The following is a 19031-nucleotide window of genomic DNA, read 5'->3' as shown; positions in this document are numbered from 1 at the left end:
ACAAACGATGCAAATTGATGCCCACCAACATTTCTGGAACCCTGCTCGTGGCGATTATGGATGGATGGATCCCTCAAACGCCACGCTCTATCGCCCCTATGGCCCGGATGATTTACGCCCGCATTTGGCGCGTCATGGTATTGATAAAACCGTTTTGGTGCAGGCCGCCCCAACGGTGGAGGAAAGCGCCTATATGTTGGGCCTTGCCGATGCCACGCCCTTTGTTGCAGGCGTTGTGGGGTGGATTGATTTTGAAAATCCAAACGATGAAGCGGTCTTAGCGCGATTTGCAAAGCATCCCAAATTCGTGGGCGTGCGCCCCATGATCCAAGATATTGAAGACGATAACTGGATGCTGCGCGCAGATATCGCATGGGCCTATAAGGCCATCGCCAAGCATGATCTGTGCTTTGACGCGCTTGGATTTCCGCGACATTTGGCGAATTTCCACACCATCTTAACCCGCCACAGCGAGATGCGCTGCGTGATTGATCACTGCATGAAGCCGCAAATCCACGCGCATAGCGCCGAGACGTTTCAGGTTTGGGCCGATGGCATGGCCGCTTTGGCGCGTTACACCAAGGCCTATTTGAAATTTTCGGCCCTTGTGACCGAGGCAAATGAAGGTTGGACAATCGAAGACCTCCGCCCCTATGCGGATCATGTCTTTGCCTGTTTCGGCGCAGAGCGCATCATGTGGGGGTCAGATTGGCCCGTCTGCCGCCTGCGGGCGGAATATGACGCATGGCGCCATGCGGCGGAGGAGCTGACCAAAACCCTGACCGCCGAAGAACGGGCGCGGGTCTTTGGCGGCACGGCGGCCGAGGCCTATCGCTTGGCCCTATAGGCCAAAGGCGTGGCGCAGTTGCGCAGGGGTAATATCGGCCCGCGCCTCAAGCGGGGTTGAGACATGAAGGGCCGCCGCCCCTTGGGCAAAGGCCGCCGCCGCCGCTAAATCGGCACCGCGCGCAATCTCAGCGGCAAGCGCCCCCACGAAAGCATCCCCTGCCCCATGGGTGGAGATGACGGGCACGCGATGCGCCTTGGCCCCAAAGCGGGTGCCGTCCCGCGCTTGCGCGATATAGCCATCCGCGCCGAGTGTAATGATCACCGCACGCCCTTCGCGCGCAAGCTGCGCTAAGGCCGCCTCAGGATCGGGCAGATCATGCGGCAGCCCTGCCTGCATTGCGGCCTCTAGGCGATTAACCACCAAAATATCAGCCCGCCCAACCATCACCGCGTCACGCGCCAAAGCGGGGGCCGCATTCCAGATAACGGTGACATCCTGCGGCAAACGCGCCAAGAGCGCGTGATTTTCTGCAACAGGGATTTCGTTTTGCAGCACGACCACTTTGGGGGGCGGGTCAAGTTTTGCCTGCTGCGCATTAATTTGGCGGTTCACGCCCGAAACGACCACGGCGCCATAGCTGCCATCATTTTGCACGATGGCCACGCTCATGCCTGAGGCCCCATCACAGGTGGCAAGCATAGACATATCGACATCTGCGCGCGCCAGTTCAGCGCGCAAAGGCTGCGCAAAATCATCCGTGCCAACCACGCCAATCATGGCAACCTTGCCCCCCATGCGGGCGGCAGAAACCGCCTGATTGCCGCCTTTGCCACCAAAACGATAAGCCACATCTTTGCCCATCATCGTCTCGTCTGGGGCGGGCAAAGCGGGGGCGTTGACAATCACATCAAGATGCAGCGCCCCCATCACAAGGATATCAGCGCCCATCAGGGATCACCCCGCCATAAAGCCGCTCGGCGATCAGTCGCTGGGTGAGGGCCGCGTTTTGCTTTTGCAACAGATCAGACAGCTCTGAACTTTCGGCGAGTTCTGCGGCAATGGCGCGCAACCGCTCGATAATCAGGATATTTGTGCGCCCCTCTTCAATCGGGTTCAGGCCCGAATGGTCGGGAAATGTGTCGAAATAAATGACACCATCATAGCCCATGCGGTGCAATTGCACGAATAACTCGACTGTCGCCACAGGATGCACCGTGCCCGCCATCAAGCCATCGTCGCGCTTGCCATAGCCATCATTCAGGTGAACCCCCAAAATCTTGGCATGGCGCTGCGCCAGATAGGCCACATGCGCGGGCATCTCGTTTGCATAGAGAACATGGGCAAAATCCACAGTGACGCCCAAATTTTCGGCCCCAACATCACGAATGGCCAATAATGTTGTGGCCATATCGGGCATCAGCGCAAAGGCGCGGGGCTCATTGGGTTTATATTCGATGGCAATTCGCAGATCGCGGTTATGGGCGCTGACCTCAGCCAAAGCATCAAGCGTATCGGCCCAAAGACGCGCATAATCAGCCTGAAGGGCGTAATCAAACCCGTCTTGCCCCATCCAAAGGGTCATCACGCCCCCACCCATTTCCGCCAAAGCATCTAGACCCTGTTTGGTCAAATCAATCGCCTTGCGCCGTGTTGCGGGATCTGGGTTGGTAAAGGCCCCGATAGCAAAGGCAGGGTCAGAGTAATAGCGCATCGCAAGGCCGTTTAACCCCAACCCATTGTCGCGCAACATATCGCCAATCTCACGCGCAGGACGCCCTTCGAAGTGATCAGGATAGTTCAAATCCGCCGCATCCATCCCCTCAACACGGGCGGCGGCGGCAATCATGCCCGCGATACCCCGCCCCTCGGCCAGTGGTTTGAATGCATTCAGACGCGCGGCATAGCGGGGTTTATTCGCAGGATAGGACATTTAATGACTTTCAACTGGGGTCGAACAATTCTGGATGGGTCTTTTCAAGCGGGATCAAAGATTTCATCAACTGACCCAAATGGGCACGCATCGCTTTTCGCGCCGTTTGCGGGTCACGGGCGGCAATCGCATCGACCAGATCACAATGTTCTTGCAATGTCTCGACCACGCGCCCTGGCATGGGCAAGATCAACTGCCGTGCGCGATCCACATGAACCCACCCCGTTTTGGCAATGGTCGATAATTGCTTGAACCCCGTAAAGCCGATGATGAGATCGTGCATTTCGCCATCTAGCCGATAAAATTCGGCAAAATCGCCCTCCTCAACCATCACCTTTTGCAGGCGCAAATTGCGGCGTAATTCAGTGATCTGCTCGTCTGTGATAATCTCGGCCAAAAGCTCGGCGCAGGCCAGTTCGATACTTTCCCGCAGAAACGCACCTTCGCGAATTTCTTCCATCGAAAAGCGCGCGACAAATGTGCCAGATTGCGGCACAACATCCACCAAACCCTCGTTAGAGAGGCGCGTGATCGCCTCGGCCACAGGGGACCGCGACACGCCAAGCGTTGCGCAAATATCCTGCTTGCGCAGCGCCTCGCCCGGTTTGTAGCGCAAGGTCAAAATTGCCTCACGCAGGGCGGCGTAGGTGCGCCGTGCCAAATTCCCTTCATAGGCATCCAAAGACCGCAGCCTAACTTCGTTGCCTTGCGTGGGGTCTGATGGTGAATTCTCTTGCATCGTGTCGCTCAATCTCGATAATTCTAGCATGTTAGTATGATTGCCGTGGAAATTTCAAGATCGTAAACTCTCACTTTGAATGAATGATGCCAGCGATGACCCAAGATATTTTGATCCTGAACGCAGATGACACGGTCGGAATTGCCCTGGTTGATATCCGATCAGGCGCGGCTCTATCATCTTTTGAAACGCTTGCGCAATCCGACATTCCAAAAGGGCATAAATTTGCATTGCGCCCTATTGCCAAAGGCGCGGCGGTCATCCGCTATGGTCAGATTATCGGTTATGCGACCGAAGATATTGCCGCAGGCGCACATGTGCATAGCCACAACCTGTCTTTTGGCGATCACAAACGCGGCTATGAATTTGCCACGCAGAACACCCCCCTGCCTGCTGCGGATCAAAGCGACAGCTTTATGGGCTATCATAGGCCTGATGGGCAAGTCGGCACGCGCAACTATATTGGCATTCTGACATCCGTGAACTGCGCGGGCAGCGTGGCCCGCTTTATCGCGGAGGCTGCTGAAAAATCGGGGCTGTTGGAGGATTTCCCAAATGTCGATGGGATTGTCCCGATTGTGCACAGTTCTGGCTGCGGGATGTCTGGCTTGGGCGAAGGGTATCAGATGCTTTTCCGAACCTTGGCGGGATATTCGAAAAATCCAAATTTCGGGGCGATCCTGTTGGTCGGTCTGGGCTGCGAGGTGATGCAGGTGCCTGACCTGATCGGCCCAGCCCGCCTGCGCGATGGCGAGAGTTTCCGTTATATGACCATTCAGCAGACAGGCGGCACAAAGCGCACAATTGAACGGGGTCTCAGCATGCTGCGCGAGATTGCAGCCGTGGCCAATCGTGCAACACGCGCCCCTGCGCCGGCCTCAAAATTGGTGGTAGGCATGCAATGTGGGGGTTCAGACGGCTATTCTGGCATCACCGCCAACCCTGCCATGGGGTATGCGTCTGATTTAATCGTGCGTCAGGGCGGCACCACAATCCTGTCTGAAACCCCAGAAATCTATGGCGCAGAGCATCTTTTGACCCGCCGCGCGATATCGCCCGAAATTGGTGAAAAACTGATTTCGCGCATTCAATGGTGGGAAGATTATACCGCCCGAAATGGCGGCGAGATGGACAATAACCCATCCCCAGGCAACAAGCGCGGCGGGCTGACCACAATTCTTGAAAAATCTTTGGGCGCGGTTGCCAAAAGTGGGACTGCCCCTTTGGCGGGGGTTTACGAATTTGCAGAAACCCTGACCACGCAGGGCTTTGTCTATATGGACAGTCCTGGATATGATCCATGCTCGGTCACAGGGCAGATTGCCTCAGGCGCAAATATCATCACATTCACCACGGGCCGTGGGTCTGTGTCGGGCTATATGCCCACACCTTGCATCAAGCTTTCGACCAATGATGATCTTTATGCCCGCATGGGGGACGATATGGATATCAATTGCGGTGACATTATCAGCGGCGGCATCAGCCTAGCCGATAAGGGGCAAGAGATTTACCGCGAAATCCTACGCGTGGCCTCAGGCGGCACCACGAAAAGCGAGGAATTGGGCTTTGGCGGGGTCGAATTCGTGCCGTGGCAAGTGGGGGCGGTGATGTAGTTGGATCACAGCGTCAGCTTGCGATCCAGATGCACATATCCGCCATCCACGAACATCCACTGCCCCGTGGTATGGCCCGACCGCGCAGAAAGCAAAAACACCACCATTGCCGCGATTTCCGCGCTTTCGGTCATGCGCTGCGACAGGGGAATCGCGGCCTCGATCTTGCCGCGCATCCCCTCTGGATCAGACAAGGTCGACAGCCAGTTTTGATACATAGGCGTCATAACCTCGGCGGGCAAAACGGCATTCACGCGGACACCCTCTGAGGCCAGCTCCGCCGCCCATTCCCGCGTCAAACCCAAGACGCCCGCCTTTGCGGCCACATAGGCCGATGTGCCGCCCTGCCCTGTCACAGCGGTTTTTGAGGCCACATTGACCACCGCGCCACGGCTTGCGCGCAGGTCATGATGCAGATGATGCATCAAGGTGTAATATTGCACGAGGTTGAGATTGAGAGAGGCCCGAAACGCGTCAGGCCCCGCCTCTAGCCCCACGCCATCATTGAGGCCTGCATTATTCACAAGCCCGTAAATCGTCCCAAATTCAGCGCGAATATCGCGCAATGCTACCGCACAGGCCGCATCATCGGTCAAATCAAGGGTGACGGATGTCGCAATCTGCGCCACCTTGCAGGGGGTTTTGTCGATCACGATGACCTTGGCCCCTTCGGCCACAAGATCCTGCACAATCGCCTCGCCAATCCCCGATGCCCCGCCTGTCACGATGCAGGGTTTCCCCTTTAGTCCAAAATCCATGACCCGCCCCCGTTTGTCGCTTGCATGACCCCCACGTTTCACAGGGGCGACCGTCCATCCCATTCCCCTTGCTTGTGCGCAGGCTTTCGGCAATCCTATCGCTGCAACGCATAGAATGGAGCGGGACAGATGTTTGTAAGATGCGCCTTTTTTAAGGGTAAAATCAAGGATGGCATGGAGGCAGACTTCCACAGCCATTGGCGCGAAAATCTTGTGCCGCTTTGGTCGGCCTTTCCCAATCTGCAAGAGTTGCGCGTGATGCGTGAAGTGGAAAGCGATGACCCCAACAGCCCCTTCCCGCTTGTGATGGCCATGAAATTCAAAACCCGCGATGACATCGAAGAGGCGCTGAATTCCCCCACAAGATGGCAAAGCAAAGAAGTGTCAAAGCGGCTTTTTGACATGTTTGACGGCCATGTCATCCACACGGTCTTTGCCGCCGATCAGTTTGATCCGATGTAAGCAGCTCATCAAAGGGTGGGGTGGCGGACAGACAGGGATTCGAACCCTGGAGACGGTTTCCCGCCTACACGCGTTCCAGGCGTGCGCCTTCGACCACTCGGCCACCTGTCCGTGAGGGGTCTCCTATAGGATATCACCCCCTTTGTGCAACCCGTGAATTGACATCCCCCGCAGAGAATTTCATCGTAGCCCGAGTTTAGGCAAACCCGATGCTGACGCGGCGGTTTTGGCGGCCTTTGTTTTCGATTTTAAGGATCTCCAATTTGCCGATCTCGCCTGTGCGCGCAACATGGGTGCCGCCGCAAGGTTGCAGGTCAATCTGCGCAGCCCCCTCACCGATTTGTACAAGACGAATACGGCCCGCGCCGCGCGGAGGTTTGACCGAGAGGGTTTTGACCATCTCAGGCTTTGCATCCAATTCCGCCTCGGTGATCCAGTGCTGTGTTACGGGCAGGTTGCGATCCACCAATGCGTTCAGTTGACCTTGCAGGATCATACGCTCGGGCAAACTATCGGGAATGTCGAAGTCAAGCCGCCCACGTTCTGCGCCAATCGCCCCGCCTGTCACCCCGTAGGGCAGCACAACAGACAACAGATGCAAGGCGGTGTGCATGCGCATATGGTTAAAGCGGCGTGCCCAATCAAGACGCTGTTCAACCGCCGCGCCAGATTTTGGCAGGGCCACGGGTTCGGCAGGCAAGAGAACAACATCCCCGCCCTCGCCCTTCATCGTGGTGGCGATGGCGATGCGCCCGCCCTCGTAATCCAACCACCCGCTATCGCCGGGTTGCCCGCCCCCTTGGGCATAGAAAATGGTTTGATCCAAGATGATCCCACCTGCATCCGTCAGCCCCTTAACTGTCGCAGGGCCAGTTTTGCGATAGGCATCTTCCAGAAATAAAAGCTCACTCATACCAGCACTCAAGATTTAGGGGCGGCAAGCGCCTCGGGGTTGCGCAGCCACAAATCACGCTGTGCGAATGGGATTTCGATACCTGCCTCGCGGAACCTGCGCAGCAATTCAAGGTTCATCTCGGATTTCACCGACAATAGGAAATTGACATCTCGCAGGATCGCGCGAATTTCAAATTCCAACGCATCTGCCCCAAAATTAACCATCAAGATGGTTGGTTTTGGTTTCAAGATCACCATCGGATGCGCCTCGGCCACTTCGGCCATGATTTTCATCACAAGCTGCGGATCGCTGTCATAGGCCACCCCAACGGGCAAAATCAGGCGGCCTGTGTTGGAGGAGTGGGTCATATTGGTGACCACCCCCGCAATCAAATCGGCATTCGGCACAATCAAATCAGAACGATCAAAGGTTTCGATTCGGGTGGAGCGTACAGAGATTTCGCGCACATAGCCCATCTGGCCATTGACCTCGATCCAATCACCCTCTTTGAACGGGCGCTCGATCAACAAAATGATCCCTGAGACGAAATTGGACACGATTGTTTGCAAGCCAAAACCGATACCGACCGACAGCGCACCAGCCACAATCGCCAGAGAGGACAGATCAATTCCGGCCGAGGTGATGGCAAAAAGTGCGGCCAAGAAAATGCCGACATAGCCCGTTCCCGCCAAAATCGCGCTTTGACCGCCTTGGTCGATTTGGGTTTTTGGCAGAAGATTATAGCGCAGCGTGCTTTGAAGCGCGCGGGTTGCCGTATAGCCAATCGCAAAGACAATCGCGAAAATCAGGAAATTGCGGGACGAAATCGTCACGCCGCCAATGGTGAACCCCGAGACAATCTGCGCCCAAATGTCAGATAATTGCGCGGGCCGCACCCCCCAGATCAAGGCAAAGGCGGGTAAGGAGGCCAAGACCAGGATGAACCCAATCAAGGTCGGGGTCAGGGCCTCGTCCAACCCCTCGCTGCGGCGGGTCAAGGCCCCGTAGGCATCTGTCACCACCCGCTGCAAGATGCCGAGAACCGCAAGCAAAGACAGGCTGAACAACATCGGCAACAGGAAGGACGATCCTGCGGTGAAATACCCAACCCCCGCTAAAATCGGCCCCAAAAGACCAAGCGCCATGACCGCCAAAGACAGCGCGCGTGTCATGCGCAGCATCAGGGGGCGCGCGCCGTCCAACTGGGCTGAATTTTTGACATGAACGGCCAACAGACGGCCCAATTGCCACATCATCAGACCCACCAAGACCACGATTGGGAAACTGATCACCAAGCGGTCTGCGGAGGTGAAATTTTCGGTTTGTGCGACCTGCCCCACCAAAAGCCACAGCCCCACAATCGCCCCCAAAACCCGCGCCAAGCGGCGGCCTGTTGCGCGTGTCGCCTCGTCTAGGCGCAGAAGGGGGCGGTTGGTCTCATCGAGGGGGAAAACCTGCCGCCCAAGCCATATCGCCGCCATAAAGCTGAGCGCCATCGGGGCGGCCATTTGCACCAACACCGCCGCGCGAAACCCGACCATGCCCGAGATCTGCACCGCATAGGCCAAGGCCCAAACCCCAATGACGGGCATGGCATGATGCAAAAGTGACAGACCAAACAGGGCAAGCCGCGCTGTGGGGGTTGGGCTTGGGCTGTGGTGCGTTTCCATCCACCGCCCCACAAACCCCCTGCCACGGGTCAAGAGAACAAGCCCCACAATCACAAAAATCGCCACAAGTGGCAGGTTCGCCCCAAGGGCGGATATCTGCGCAGGCGCCAGTGAGTAGGTTACGACCTCCTGCCCTACGGCAAAAGCGAAGCCAAGCAGTGTTGCAACGGCACTGGGCCAATTGGCGGGGTTAATCGGGGCGGGTTCAAGCTGCAACAAGGCGCCCGCCTGTCGGGCGGCGATTTGCGCATCAATTTCCCCGATGAGGCCTTGCGCCTCGCGATAGGCCGCCTCCGCGCGCCGCGCGGGTGCCTCTGCATCGGTCAGGCGTTGGGTCAAATCCGCGCGTTCTGCGGCAATCGCCGCAGGCTCGGCCTCCCCCTCTGCGGGGACAGGGCCGAGGGCCGTGATTTGTTCGCGCAATGTTGCGATGCGACTGGCATTGATATCTTGCGCGTCCAAAAACACGGTGCGCCACGTGACGATCTCGGCACGCACCGCCTCAAGCATCGAGGTTGACGCGCGATCCCCGTCAATCATCACCTGCGCGCGCGCGCTCAGTTGTGACCACGCAGTGTAATCGGGCGGGTCTTGTGCCAAAACCTCGGCTGTGAGGCTAAGCCACAAGACCGCAAAAGCGATCAAAAGCCGCGTCAGGGCCAAACTTGGTCGTGCGAATGTCATCATTACTCAAATACCACGGGCAAATCCGCCGCGCCGCAATCAAGCCATGCGGGCACGGGTAAGCCCTTTTCACGCAAGAATTCAGGGTTGTAGAGCTTTGATTGATAGCGGGTGCCATAGTCGCACAAGATGGTCACGATGGTATGACCCCGCCCCATCTCGCGCGCCATGTGAACCGCGCCTGCGATATTCACCCCTGATGAGCCACCAAGGCACAAGCCCTCCGTGCTGAGCAAATCAAACACGATCGGCAGCGCCTCTTGATCCGAGATGCGATAGGCGCAATCCGGCGTAAACCCCTCTAAATTCGCGGTGATGCGTCCCTGCCCGATCCCTTCGGTGATTGAGGTTCCGGGCGCGTCAAAAGTTCCATTGGTGTAAAAGCTATAAAGCGCGGCCCCTTCAGGATCAGCCAAACCGATGCGCACGCCTTTGGGTTGCAGCGCGGCACCAACCCCCGCCAATGTACCGCCCGAGCCAACCGCGCAGATGAACCCATCCACCTTGCCAGCGGTCTGTTCCCAAATCTCGGGACCCGTTGTCTCAATATGCGCCTGACGATTGGCGGTATTGTCAAACTGATTGGCCCAAATCGCCCCATTAGGTTCGGATTTTGCAAGTTCAGCCGCCAAACGCCCTGAATATCGCACATAATTGTTCGGATCTTTATAGGGCGCGGCAGGCACTTGCACCAATTCGGCGCCTGCCAAACGCAGCATATCTTTCTTTTCTTGGCTTTGCGTTTCGGGGATCACGATCACAGTGCGAAACCCAAGCGAGGCCCCGACAAGCGCAAGACCAATGCCCGTATTGCCCGCCGTGCCCTCAACAATCGTGCCGCCGGGCTTGAGATCACCGCGCGCAATGGCATCGCGGATGATGTAAAGCGCTGCGCGATCCTTGACCGACTGACCGGGATTCATGAATTCCGCTTTGCCCAAAATCTCGCACCCAGTCTCATCGCTGACTTTGTTCAGACGGATCAGGGGCGTATCGCCAATCGCAGCAGAAAGATCGGAATAAATGGTCATAGCGCGCCCCTTTTTGGCAGAATTCTTTGCTTTCTCAAGGGATAGGTGGGATGGGGCGATAACTCAAGGGGCGTTGGCGCTATTGTGAGGGCCAGCCCCGCGCCGCACGCATGCGATCAAGCGCCATCAAGGATAGCAAAAGCGGCGCGTTGCTCAGGCGCGCTTCCTGTACAAGGCGAAAGGCTTCGTCAAAGGGCAAGGTAAAGGCGCGAATATCCTCGCCTTCGGCCAACAGGCCATGGGTGCTGTCATAATCCTGCGCCAAATCAGCAAGGCCGATGTAAGAAATCAGGATTTGCGCAACCGCCCCTTGGCTTGGGTAATACCGCCCGATGAGATGCAGCGCCTGCAGCGCAACCCCTGCTTCCTCGCGGGCTTCGCGCTGTGCAGTCTGTTCATAGGTTTCCCTCTCGTCACATATGCCTGCCACAGTCTCAAGCAGCCATGGGTTTGGGTCACCTTGAACCACCGCGGCAGGGCGGAATTGTTCAATCAAAAGCACCAAGTCCCGCTGGGGGTCATAAGGCAGCACAGTGACAGCTTCGCCCAGATCAAGGATCAAACGCCCCGCAGGGTCAGACAGGCTGCCATCAAATCGTTGGTATGAGGCTGCAATGTCTATTAAATTAAAAAATCCATTATAGACAGTATCTTGATGCGTGATATTCATGCGGCGCTTGAGGGGCTCGCCCGCAGGCGGATGATCGCCCGCACGCAGATGGGCCTGCGCCCTTGCGCGAATAATAGGCAGGCGGGCGGCAACGGCCTTGGCCGTTTCAATGCCATATGACGACATGATGTCTTGCGCGGCCAAACGGGTGAGTGCGCCATGTGCCACAGCCCAAGTTGCAGGATCAAAGACCCCACCCTTCGGCCAAGACCCACCTTCAGGTGGCAGATACATCTGCAGCGGTCGCGCCTCATGGGAAATGGTTGTGCGGGTATATCCGAACACATCCTCATAAAAATCAAGCCGTGCGAGATCACCCGCATCCAACCCTTGCAAAATTTCTATCTCGCAGTCCGCCCCGCCCTCGGGCCAGATCATAGGATAATGCTGTTCGGCTACCATCGCCACACGATAGCCAGAAAGACGGGCAAATGGCATCTCACCCCCTGCCCGCCCTAAGACAATCTTGAGGATATCAGGATCACGCAGCGTGCCGTAAAGCGCGAGATCAGTCATACTATCCCTCAGCTTGGCTTGCGCACCGTGATTTGGGTCACATCACAATTGCGGAAATGAAAGGTTGCGGCACAAGAGGTTAGATAGAAATTCCACATCCTGCGGAAGCGATCATCAAACCCAAGGGCGGCCACCTCATCCCAACGATCGTTGAACGTGTCATACCAACGCCGCAGGGTCTGGCTGTAGCTTTCGCCAAATTCAATTGACCCTGCCACCTCAAGCCCCGCTTTTTGCACTTCTTCGCGCAAAACAACGGGCGATGGTAGCATGCCACCGGGAAAGATATATTTCTGAATGAAATCGACCGTGTTGCGGTAAATCTGCCAACGGCGATGCTGAACTGTAATGATTTGCAAAGTCGCCTGTTTGCCAGGTTTCAAGCGATCTCGCAGCGTTTTGAAATAGACGGGCCAATATTTCTCGCCAACCGCCTCGAACATCTCAATCGAGGCGATCCCATCATAAAGCCCCGTTTCATCGCGGTAATCTTGCATCTTGATCTCAACCTGATCAGACAGGCCCGCGCGGGCAATCCGATCAACCGCGTAATCATGCTGCTCGCGCGAGATGGTCAGGCCCGTAACCTTTAGGCCGCGTTCGCGCGCGGCATATTCGGCAAACCCACCCCATCCACAGCCGATTTCCAAAACATGATCCCCAGGCTGTGCGCCCATCTGATCCACCATCGAGGCGTATTTGGCGATCTGCGCGGCCTCAAGGCTTTCTTGGCCCGTTTGGAACAGGGCCGAGGAATAGGTCATCGTGTCATCAAGCCACAATTTGTAGAACTCATTACCCAGATCATAGTGATAAGAGATATTCTTGCGCGCCTGAGATTTGGAATTGCTTTGCAGCCAAAACCGAAACCGTTCATAGGCGCGGGCGATTTTGAGACCCAAGAAACCGTCATAGATATCGTCATTGCCCGCGTGAACCAGATCAAGAAAGGCTTGCAGGTCAGGGGTTGACCACCACCCATCCAAATAGGCCTCGCAAAACCCAAGATCCCCTTCGCGGATCAGGCGTGCAAATACATCCACATTGTGAATGTGAATTTCAGCAACAGGCCCCTGACCAGCCCCTTCGGCGCGGAAGATGCGACCATCGGGCAGAACCATATCCAAACGGCCGTTTTTCATGTCCACAGATTTGGCAAAAACCGCCTCAAAATAGCGCGGTAGGTTTGGTTCACCTTTGGTGGTTGTTTTTATTGTCATCGTTCCCCCTGACATTGTCAGCCAGTTTCGCCTTAAACCTGTGCAGGCTCAAGCGAATTCATCTCATCGTTGCATGTGTTAAGAATTTCGCGCGCTATATGCGGCAAGCGCCCGCGCGCGCCCCTCGGCCAGATCCACAATGGGGCGGGTGGGATAGCCCATTTTGGGCTGCAAATTCCACGACCGCGGCGCGGCTTCGAAGAAATCAAGCGCGGTTTGCGGTGCAGGGTTTGACAGTTCGGCAATCCAGCGCGCCCGATACCGCCCGTGCTTGTCGAATTTTTCGCCTTGGGTTTCTGGGTTGAAGATACGGAAATAAGGGGCCGCATCAGGGCCAGAGCCCGCAACCCATTGCCACCCCATTGCATTGGCGGCAGGATCCCAATCAATCAGGCAATCGGCGAACCAATCAAGCCCAATTTTCCAATGGCACATCATATGTTTGGTCAGATAGGACCCCACCAACATCCGCGCGCGATTGTGCATGCGCCCCGTCACATATAGTTCGCGCATCGCAGCATCGATCACTTGAATGCCCGTCCGCCCCTGTTTCCACGCCAGAACCTGCGGGGCATCAGGATCGGTGGCCCATGGGAAACTGTCCCAATCAGGGCGCCAATTTTCAGTCGCAATCTGGGGCGAATGATAGAGAAGATGATAGGCGAATTCGCGCCAAACCAATTCTTTTACAAAATGCTCGGCCCCCGCTGCACCATGGCGATGTGCCTCCCACCCCATATGCCAAATCTCGCGCGGGCTGATTTCGCCAAGCGAGAGATGCTCGGACAGGTTAGAACAGGCGTCCTGATCGAGAAAATCACGCTTGTCCTTATAGGCGGCCACCTTGTGATCGAGGAATTGCGCCAGACGGGTTTGGGCGGCCTCGGCCCCGATTTGCGCATAGCGCGCCAAAATGCCCGCGCCACGGCGCATCTGCGGCGCAAGGTTCAGATCCTCAGCCGATAGGCTGTCAAGCGCGTGATCTACCCCGCGCAAGGCTGGCACAGGCAAGGGGCGCGCCACATCACGCCCCATCACCGCGCGCCAATAGGGGGTATAGACGCGGTAAAACCCGCCCTGCCCTGTTTGCACGTCCCATGGCTCGAACAGGAGATGGCCATTATGGCTCTGCGCGGCGATGCCTTGATCACGCAACGCGGTCTTGATGGCGCTGTCGCGTGCGCGGGCATGGGGGTCATAGAGCCTGTTCCAATGTACCGCCTTGGCCCCGGTCGTGGCCACAAGATCCGCCAAGACCGCATCAGCCGCCCCTTTGCGGATCACCAGATCAAGACCCTGCGCATGATAGGCGCGGGCCAAGGCGCGCAGCCCCATTTCATAGCGCCAACGGGGGGCTGCGCCCATCTGATTAATGCTGTCATCCAAAACCACAATGGGGATCACAGGCCCCATGGCGGCGGCGGCCACAAGCGCGGGATTATCGCTGAGGCGAAAATCACGGCGGATCCAATATAGGACAGGCGCGTCTGTCATGGCCCCTCTTTTTTATCTTTGGCCGTTGGCGCGATTGGCCTTGGCATTTCCTGTTTTGGGGCGGTGTCACAAGGCCCAACCCAATCTTTTGGGTGCAAGCTAGTGCAGCATCTGGCGGGTCAAGGTATGGGGGGTAAAATCTCGGGTCACAAACTGCTTAATGCTGTGGCACTTGCCCGATCCCAGAGCGCGAATTTCGCGAATCCTCTTGCGTGATGGTTGGCTTCGCCCTAGCGTCCGTTGCGATTTTTCCCCTAACTCACAGGATCGGGATTGCTGCTTATGACCAAGAAAATGCTCTTTAGCACTGTTGCACTGATGGCGATGTCTGGTGTGGCCCTCGCCCAAGATAGCGAATTGACCGTGTTCGATTATTCGGGCTTTGAAGAACCTGGTTACCACCAACCCTATATCGACCAACATGGCGCAAGCCCCAGCTTCGTGTTCTTCGGGGATGAGGATGAAGCGTTTCAGCGTCTGGTCTCTGGGTTCAAATCCGATGTGACCCATATCTGCGCAGGCTCCGTGCCGCGGTGGCAAGAGTCGGGCATCATTGAACCATGGGATCAGAACCGCATCGCGGCCTTTGACAATCTCGATGCAAGCCTCGTGGGCCAAGATGTGCTTGCGGGCACGTCTGAATTGTTCTTCCTGCCCACCGATTACGGCACGACCGCGATCACCTATAACACCGAGGAAGTGACCGCCGAACAGGTGGCCTCGCTGCAAGTCTTCACCGACCCCGCCTTTGCGGGCCGCTTGTCGATCCCTGACAATGTGGATGACGCCTATGCGCTGGCCTATCTGGCGACAGGCGTGACCGATTGGACAAAAGCCACAGATGCCGAGTTTGAGGCCGCCACCGAATGGCTGCGTTCGATTCACGAAAACCTGCGCACCTATTGGACCGACCCCGCCGAATTGGGCCAGTTGATGGCATCGGGCGAGGTTCTGGTGGCTTGGGCTTGGAACGAAGTCCCCGTGGCATTGGCCGATGAAGGCTTCCCCGTTGGGTTCGAGCGAAACACGGTCGAGGGCACATCTGTCTGGCTCTGCGGCTATGTGAACATGGTCGATGCGCCAGGGTCCGAGGATAAGGCCTATGACTATGTCAACGCGATGCAGTCCGAGGTATCGGCACAGCCCCTGCTTGATGGCGGCTTTGGCACCGCCAATAGCGCGGCCCTTGCCGCCCTTGGTGCAGGAACGCTCGAGGCCAATGGCTTGGGCGAAGTGACCGTGCCCGTTCTGGCACAGCTGCCCATCAGCAACGACCGCCGCGAAGCACAGGCCGAGGCCTTTGTGCGGATCAAATCGGGCTTCTGATTTAGGTCAGAAGGTGAAATGAGACGAGCGCCCGAAAGGGCGCTCGTTTTGTGTTTGGGGAGGTAGTTGTTCGCGCGTAGCGCTTCTTGAGGGCGCTCCTAGCCCGAAGCGAAATGTCGCAGAGCGTGATTACTCAGAAAATTCCGTATAGAGGCTTTAATTTAACATTATATATATGTATAAAAAATTACATAAAGCAACCGCATGAGTGCTTAGCTATTGATGAATAATGGATTATCTTCGTCCGCGCCGCGTACCCTGTACATTTTTATCGATGAAGGCGGGAACTTCGACTTTTCTCCAACGGGTTCGAAGTACTTTACTCTCACTTGTGTCAGCCTGTACCGCCCTTTTACACTTCATACAGACCTTGATACGTATAAGTACGACCTAATTGAACACAGGCTCCTTCCGCGTATCGAAATGGAATGTTTTCATTGCGCTGATGACAACAAACACGTTCGAAGCAGGGTGTTTTCGATGCTTGCTCGCTCGGTTCCGCATGCATCTGTGGATTCCGTAATCATTGAAAAACAAAAAACTGGCCCGGCTTTACAGCCACCGGAAAAGTTCTATCCCAAGATGTTAGGCTACCTTCTGAGGTATGCCGTTAAAAAGGCCCCAGACGTGGGTGAAGTCGTAGTTATCACAGACAACATACCTGTTGCGAAAAAGCGCAATGCTATCGAAAAGGCGGTAAAGACCGTTCTTGCAAGTATGCTTACAGCAGGCACTCCATACAGAGTAATGCATCACTCTTCCCGTGCACATTATGGCCTGCAAATTGCCGACTATTTTAACTGGGCAATATACCGCAAATCGGAGCATGGTGATGACGGCTCTCACAGTGTGATTGCTAGTCAGATTCGAAGTGAGTTCGACATCTTCAGAAAAGGGACTCGACACTACTATTGAGTGTGTGACCCCTCCGACTACCTTGCGGAGAACCCCTTGGGTTCTTATCATCGGAGGGGAACCTTTGAATCCGTTGATACCTATAGGACTGCAAAAATCAAGTTAAGAGTGGTTTGGTTCGTCTTTGTGGATTCTGAAGTCGCTCATGGGGTCAGTGTAGCGGACTTGGCCACTGTCCCAAAACTTTGCAGAGCCCACTTCATGCGCATAGCCGCCATTGACGGGCGCCGCTCCCACCCCCCCTTCCCATCCCCCCCCACAGCGCCTATATTCCCCCTGTCCCCCCTCGGGGGACTATGGACATAAACGCGCTCGTAATAAGCGGATCGGACCCGGGGGCGGTACCCGGCGGCTCCACCATACCCCGTCATTTGCGGATCATGGGGCCGAAATAGGATCGACGAACGTCTAAAGGGGTTAGCTTTGTCTCGGTGAGATACCACCGTTATCGGTTCAAATCGTACAGTTGCAAATGACAACCGTGCTCCGGCAATGGCTCTGGCTGCGTAAGCAGTTCGGGTCGCCGAAACTAAGCCCTTGCGCCTAGCCGCGTAAGGCGGGGTCCGCAGGCACCTGGCAACAGAAGCCTGCACTTTCCCCCACATTCCCACCCAAGGCACGAAAAAGATTTTCTTGCAGATGCAAGGAAAAGTGATCCAATCCCCCACCCCCGCCGAATAAGAGGAAAGACAGGGCTTGGAAGGGTCAGATGGGCATCGTTGATATTCTAAATTTCGCGGCGGGCGCGATCACCATCGCCCTTGGCGCGCTTGGGTGGTTGGCCACGCGTTGGACGATGGATGTGCTTGATATGCGCGCAGGCCCCACCAATATGGCCTATACCGAAGTCTCTGCCGCCTCGGGCTGTTTGTTTGTGGGTCTTGGTCTGGGCGCGATCTTGATCAATGACCCGCTGGCATGGGTTGTGATGGGATTGGCCTATGCAGGGGCGGCGCTTGGTCGGATCACCTCGATCCTGCGCGACAAGGCGTGGTCGCGTCAAAGCCTGACCTTTTTTGGCTGCGAGGCGGGATTGGCCGCGTGGTTGATCCTCGCAAATAGCTGAGGCGCGGGCCAAAACCGCGCTTTCTTTCCGTTCCGAATCTTCTATGCTTGGGGCTGCAGATGCAGCAAAGGCAATGATGATGAGTTCGAGTTCCAACGCCTCTATCCCCTATGGTCGCTTGATGCATCACGCGATGCGCAAGCTGATCCAGACTGTGCTAGAGGATGTTGCGGATAACGGCCTGCCGGGGAACCATCATTTCTTCATCACCTTCGCCACGGGCCACCCTGATGTGGAAATGGCCGATTGGCTGCGCGAGCGGTATGACGCGGAAATGACCATTGTGATCCAACATTGGTATGACGCGCTTGAGGTGGATGAGGACGGGTTTTCCATCGTTCTGAATTTTGGCGACAACCCCGAGGCGCTGCGGGTGCCCTTTGACGCGATTGTCACCTTTGTTGATCCTTCGGTTGAATTTGGTCTGCGGTTTGAATCGGTCGAAGCCGAAGATGACACCCCCGATCCAGACATCCCCGCCGAGGATGACCCCGTCACAGACCCCGACCCCGCCCCGAAAGAGGCCAAAGCGCAGGGCGAAGTGGTATCTTTGGATCGGTTCAGAAAAAATACCTGAAATTTGTGGGCATCCCGCATATTCGACATAAATAAATTACAATAACCCTGCATCGGATGCGGTATGAACAAAGATCTGCGCTTATTCCTTTCTCAGATTGTGTCAAAACCTCATCAGGTTGTGGCATTGGCCCCCTCATCGGCGGCGCTGTGCCAAGAGATGGTTGCAGGTCTTGATCCCAATAAAGGCCCCGTGATCGAATTGGGCCCGGGCACGGGCAATATCACCTGCGCCATTTTGGGCCGTGGCATTGCCCCACAGATGCTGCATTCGGTTGAGATGAACGCCAACTTTTGCACCCATCTGCGCGAGAGTTTTGCAGGGGTGAATGTCCATCACATGAGTGCCTGTGATCTCGACAAGTTGGGGTTAAAAAATGTGCAGGCCGTGATCTCGGGCCTGCCGCTTTTGTCGATGCCCATCGGGGTGCAGCGCGATATTCTCAACGGCAGTTTCAACAGCCTCGCGCCCGAGGGCAGCTTTGTGCAATTCACCTATGGGCCAAACCCTTCGGTGAATGCCGATCTGCGCAAAGAGATGGCCCTGTCATGGACACGCAGCGATAAGATTTGGCGCAACCTGCCCCCTGCCCGCGTCTATCGCTTTACGCGGCCGATGCACTAAATTCCCCGTTGCGATTAAGCGGCGCAGGCCCTATTTGGTATGCAACAGCAT

At 56.3% G+C, this 19031-nt stretch carries 18 protein-coding genes, 1 tRNA gene and 1 other RNA gene; 9 read left to right on the top strand and 11 right to left on the bottom strand.

Features of this window, described 5'->3' with window-relative positions; genetic code table 11:
- Window positions 1-7: 7 nt before the first annotated feature.
- Window positions 8-847, top strand: a complete 840-nt coding sequence (locus tag AAC620_RS02300) for an amidohydrolase family protein (RefSeq protein ID WP_340242624.1) — start codon at window positions 8-10, stop codon at window positions 845-847.
- Here AAC620_RS02300 and AAC620_RS02295 read toward each other — a convergent pair.
- Genes AAC620_RS02295 through AAC620_RS02285 form a run of 3 tightly spaced genes read right to left on the bottom strand, consistent with a single transcriptional unit; the run spans window position 842 to window position 3459 of the window.
- Window positions 842-1738, bottom strand: a complete 897-nt coding sequence (locus tag AAC620_RS02295) for a PfkB family carbohydrate kinase (RefSeq protein ID WP_340242623.1) — start codon at window positions 1736-1738, stop codon at window positions 842-844. The two genes, AAC620_RS02300 and AAC620_RS02295, sit on opposite strands and share 6 nt — an antisense overlap.
- Entirely contained in the window at window positions 1728-2720 is a 993-nt protein-coding gene (locus AAC620_RS02290) for a sugar phosphate isomerase/epimerase family protein (protein ID WP_340242622.1), read from the bottom strand. Before AAC620_RS02290 ends, AAC620_RS02295 begins: the two co-directional genes overlap by 11 nt.
- Before the next feature lie 10 nt (window positions 2721-2730).
- Window positions 2731-3459: a GntR family transcriptional regulator gene (locus tag AAC620_RS02285; RefSeq protein ID WP_340242621.1), complete on the bottom strand. Its 729-nt coding sequence runs from the start codon at window positions 3457-3459 to the stop codon at window positions 2731-2733.
- A gap of 95 nt (window positions 3460-3554) precedes the next feature.
- Here AAC620_RS02285 and AAC620_RS02280 point away from each other — a divergent pair, with 95 nt between their 5' ends.
- Complete coding sequence (locus AAC620_RS02280; protein ID WP_340242620.1) at window positions 3555-5072, top strand: UxaA family hydrolase; 1518 nt, start codon at window positions 3555-3557, stop codon at window positions 5070-5072.
- 5 nt (window positions 5073-5077) lie between these two features.
- Here AAC620_RS02280 and AAC620_RS02275 read toward each other — a convergent pair whose 3' ends face one another.
- The gene (locus AAC620_RS02275; RefSeq protein ID WP_340242619.1) at window positions 5078-5893 is read right to left on the bottom strand and encodes an SDR family oxidoreductase; all 816 of its coding nucleotides are present in this window, start codon (window positions 5891-5893) and stop codon (window positions 5078-5080) included.
- 66 nt (window positions 5894-5959) lie between these two features.
- Here AAC620_RS02275 and AAC620_RS02270 point away from each other — a divergent pair, with 66 nt between their 5' ends.
- Complete coding sequence (locus AAC620_RS02270; RefSeq protein ID WP_340242618.1) at window positions 5960-6292, top strand: EthD family reductase; 333 nt, start codon at window positions 5960-5962, stop codon at window positions 6290-6292.
- A gap of 21 nt (window positions 6293-6313) precedes the next feature.
- On the opposite strand, the gene AAC620_RS02265 is transcribed toward AAC620_RS02270, so the two are convergent.
- The 7 genes from AAC620_RS02265 to AAC620_RS02235 form a co-directional block, all read right to left on the bottom strand.
- A tRNA-Ser gene (locus tag AAC620_RS02265) sits at window positions 6314-6403 on the bottom strand.
- An 85-nt stretch (window positions 6404-6488) separates the two neighbouring features.
- Complete coding sequence (locus AAC620_RS02260) at window positions 6489-7205, bottom strand: alanyl-tRNA editing protein (protein WP_340242617.1); 717 nt, start codon at window positions 7203-7205, stop codon at window positions 6489-6491.
- 8 nt (window positions 7206-7213) lie between these two features.
- Window positions 7214-9544, bottom strand: coding sequence for a mechanosensitive ion channel family protein (locus AAC620_RS02255; protein ID WP_340242616.1), 2331 nt, complete (start codon window positions 9542-9544; stop codon window positions 7214-7216).
- The gene (locus AAC620_RS02250) at window positions 9544-10572 is read right to left on the bottom strand and encodes a cysteine synthase A (RefSeq protein WP_340242615.1); all 1029 of its coding nucleotides are present in this window, start codon (window positions 10570-10572) and stop codon (window positions 9544-9546) included. Before AAC620_RS02250 ends, AAC620_RS02255 begins: the two co-directional genes overlap by 1 nt.
- Window positions 10573-10651: 79 nt before the next feature.
- Window positions 10652-11758: an NUDIX domain-containing protein gene (locus AAC620_RS02245; protein WP_340242614.1), complete on the bottom strand. Its 1107-nt coding sequence runs from the start codon at window positions 11756-11758 to the stop codon at window positions 10652-10654.
- Window positions 11759-11766: 8 nt separating this feature from the next.
- Window positions 11767-12978 carry a cyclopropane-fatty-acyl-phospholipid synthase family protein gene (locus AAC620_RS02240; protein WP_340242613.1) on the bottom strand — a complete coding sequence of 404 codons (1212 nt, stop codon included), beginning with the start codon at window positions 12976-12978 and terminating at the stop codon, window positions 11767-11769.
- Window positions 12979-13056: 78 nt separating this feature from the next.
- The gene (locus AAC620_RS02235) at window positions 13057-14472 is read right to left on the bottom strand and encodes a cryptochrome/photolyase family protein (RefSeq protein WP_340242612.1); all 1416 of its coding nucleotides are present in this window, start codon (window positions 14470-14472) and stop codon (window positions 13057-13059) included.
- 282 nt (window positions 14473-14754) lie between these two features.
- On the opposite strand from AAC620_RS02235, the gene AAC620_RS02230 reads away from it, so the two are divergent.
- From AAC620_RS02230 to AAC620_RS02205, 6 genes are all read left to right on the top strand, one after another.
- Window positions 14755-15798: an extracellular solute-binding protein gene (locus AAC620_RS02230; protein WP_340242611.1), complete on the top strand. Its 1044-nt coding sequence runs from the start codon at window positions 14755-14757 to the stop codon at window positions 15796-15798.
- Between the two features lie 222 nt (window positions 15799-16020).
- The gene (locus AAC620_RS02225; RefSeq protein ID WP_340242610.1) at window positions 16021-16713 is read left to right on the top strand and encodes a DUF3800 domain-containing protein; all 693 of its coding nucleotides are present in this window, start codon (window positions 16021-16023) and stop codon (window positions 16711-16713) included.
- A gap of 239 nt (window positions 16714-16952) precedes the next feature.
- Window positions 16953-17307: a transfer-messenger RNA gene (gene ssrA / locus AAC620_RS02220) on the top strand.
- 115 nt (window positions 17308-17422) lie between these two features.
- On the top strand, window positions 17423-17779 hold the full coding sequence (locus tag AAC620_RS02215; RefSeq protein WP_340242609.1) for a DUF4345 domain-containing protein: 357 nt from the start codon (window positions 17423-17425) through the stop codon (window positions 17777-17779).
- A gap of 43 nt (window positions 17780-17822) precedes the next feature.
- Window positions 17823-18356, top strand: coding sequence for an SspB family protein (locus AAC620_RS02210; RefSeq protein WP_340242608.1), 534 nt, complete (start codon window positions 17823-17825; stop codon window positions 18354-18356).
- Between the two features lie 63 nt (window positions 18357-18419).
- Window positions 18420-18980 carry a class I SAM-dependent methyltransferase gene (locus tag AAC620_RS02205; protein WP_340242607.1) on the top strand — a complete coding sequence of 187 codons (561 nt, stop codon included), beginning with the start codon at window positions 18420-18422 and terminating at the stop codon, window positions 18978-18980.
- The last annotated feature ends 51 nt before the right edge of the window (window positions 18981-19031 follow it).

This window comes from Roseobacter sp. HKCCA2468 (assembly GCF_037805105.1).
Lineage (GTDB): Bacteria > Pseudomonadota > Alphaproteobacteria > Rhodobacterales > Rhodobacteraceae > M30B80.
The sequence above is the reverse complement of the archived record's forward strand: the minus strand, read 5'-3'. Positions and strand labels throughout refer to the sequence as shown.

Coding starts and splice junctions, on each gene's coding strand:
- AAC620_RS02300 (WP_340242624.1), top strand. CDS start 8: ATGCAAATTGATGCCCACCAACATTTCTGGAACCCTGCTCGTGGCGAT.
- AAC620_RS02295 (WP_340242623.1), bottom strand. CDS start 1,738: ATGGGCGCTGATATCCTTGTGATGGGGGCGCTGCATCTTGATGTGATT.
- AAC620_RS02290 (WP_340242622.1), bottom strand. CDS start 2,720: ATGTCCTATCCTGCGAATAAACCCCGCTATGCCGCGCGTCTGAATGCA.
- AAC620_RS02285 (WP_340242621.1), bottom strand. CDS start 3,459: ATGCAAGAGAATTCACCATCAGACCCCACGCAAGGCAACGAAGTTAGG.
- AAC620_RS02280 (WP_340242620.1), top strand. CDS start 3,555: ATGACCCAAGATATTTTGATCCTGAACGCAGATGACACGGTCGGAATT.
- AAC620_RS02275 (WP_340242619.1), bottom strand. CDS start 5,893: ATGGGATGGACGGTCGCCCCTGTGAAACGTGGGGGTCATGCAAGCGAC.
- AAC620_RS02270 (WP_340242618.1), top strand. CDS start 5,960: ATGTTTGTAAGATGCGCCTTTTTTAAGGGTAAAATCAAGGATGGCATG.
- AAC620_RS02260 (WP_340242617.1), bottom strand. CDS start 7,205: ATGAGTGAGCTTTTATTTCTGGAAGATGCCTATCGCAAAACTGGCCCT.
- AAC620_RS02255 (WP_340242616.1), bottom strand. CDS start 9,544: ATGATGACATTCGCACGACCAAGTTTGGCCCTGACGCGGCTTTTGATC.
- AAC620_RS02250 (WP_340242615.1), bottom strand. CDS start 10,572: ATGACCATTTATTCCGATCTTTCTGCTGCGATTGGCGATACGCCCCTG.
- AAC620_RS02245 (WP_340242614.1), bottom strand. CDS start 11,758: ATGACTGATCTCGCGCTTTACGGCACGCTGCGTGATCCTGATATCCTC.
- AAC620_RS02240 (WP_340242613.1), bottom strand. CDS start 12,978: ATGACAATAAAAACAACCACCAAAGGTGAACCAAACCTACCGCGCTAT.
- AAC620_RS02235 (WP_340242612.1), bottom strand. CDS start 14,472: ATGACAGACGCGCCTGTCCTATATTGGATCCGCCGTGATTTTCGCCTC.
- AAC620_RS02230 (WP_340242611.1), top strand. CDS start 14,755: ATGACCAAGAAAATGCTCTTTAGCACTGTTGCACTGATGGCGATGTCT.
- AAC620_RS02225 (WP_340242610.1), top strand. CDS start 16,021: ATGAATAATGGATTATCTTCGTCCGCGCCGCGTACCCTGTACATTTTT.
- AAC620_RS02215 (WP_340242609.1), top strand. CDS start 17,423: ATGGGCATCGTTGATATTCTAAATTTCGCGGCGGGCGCGATCACCATC.
- AAC620_RS02210 (WP_340242608.1), top strand. CDS start 17,823: ATGCTTGGGGCTGCAGATGCAGCAAAGGCAATGATGATGAGTTCGAGT.
- AAC620_RS02205 (WP_340242607.1), top strand. CDS start 18,420: ATGAACAAAGATCTGCGCTTATTCCTTTCTCAGATTGTGTCAAAACCT.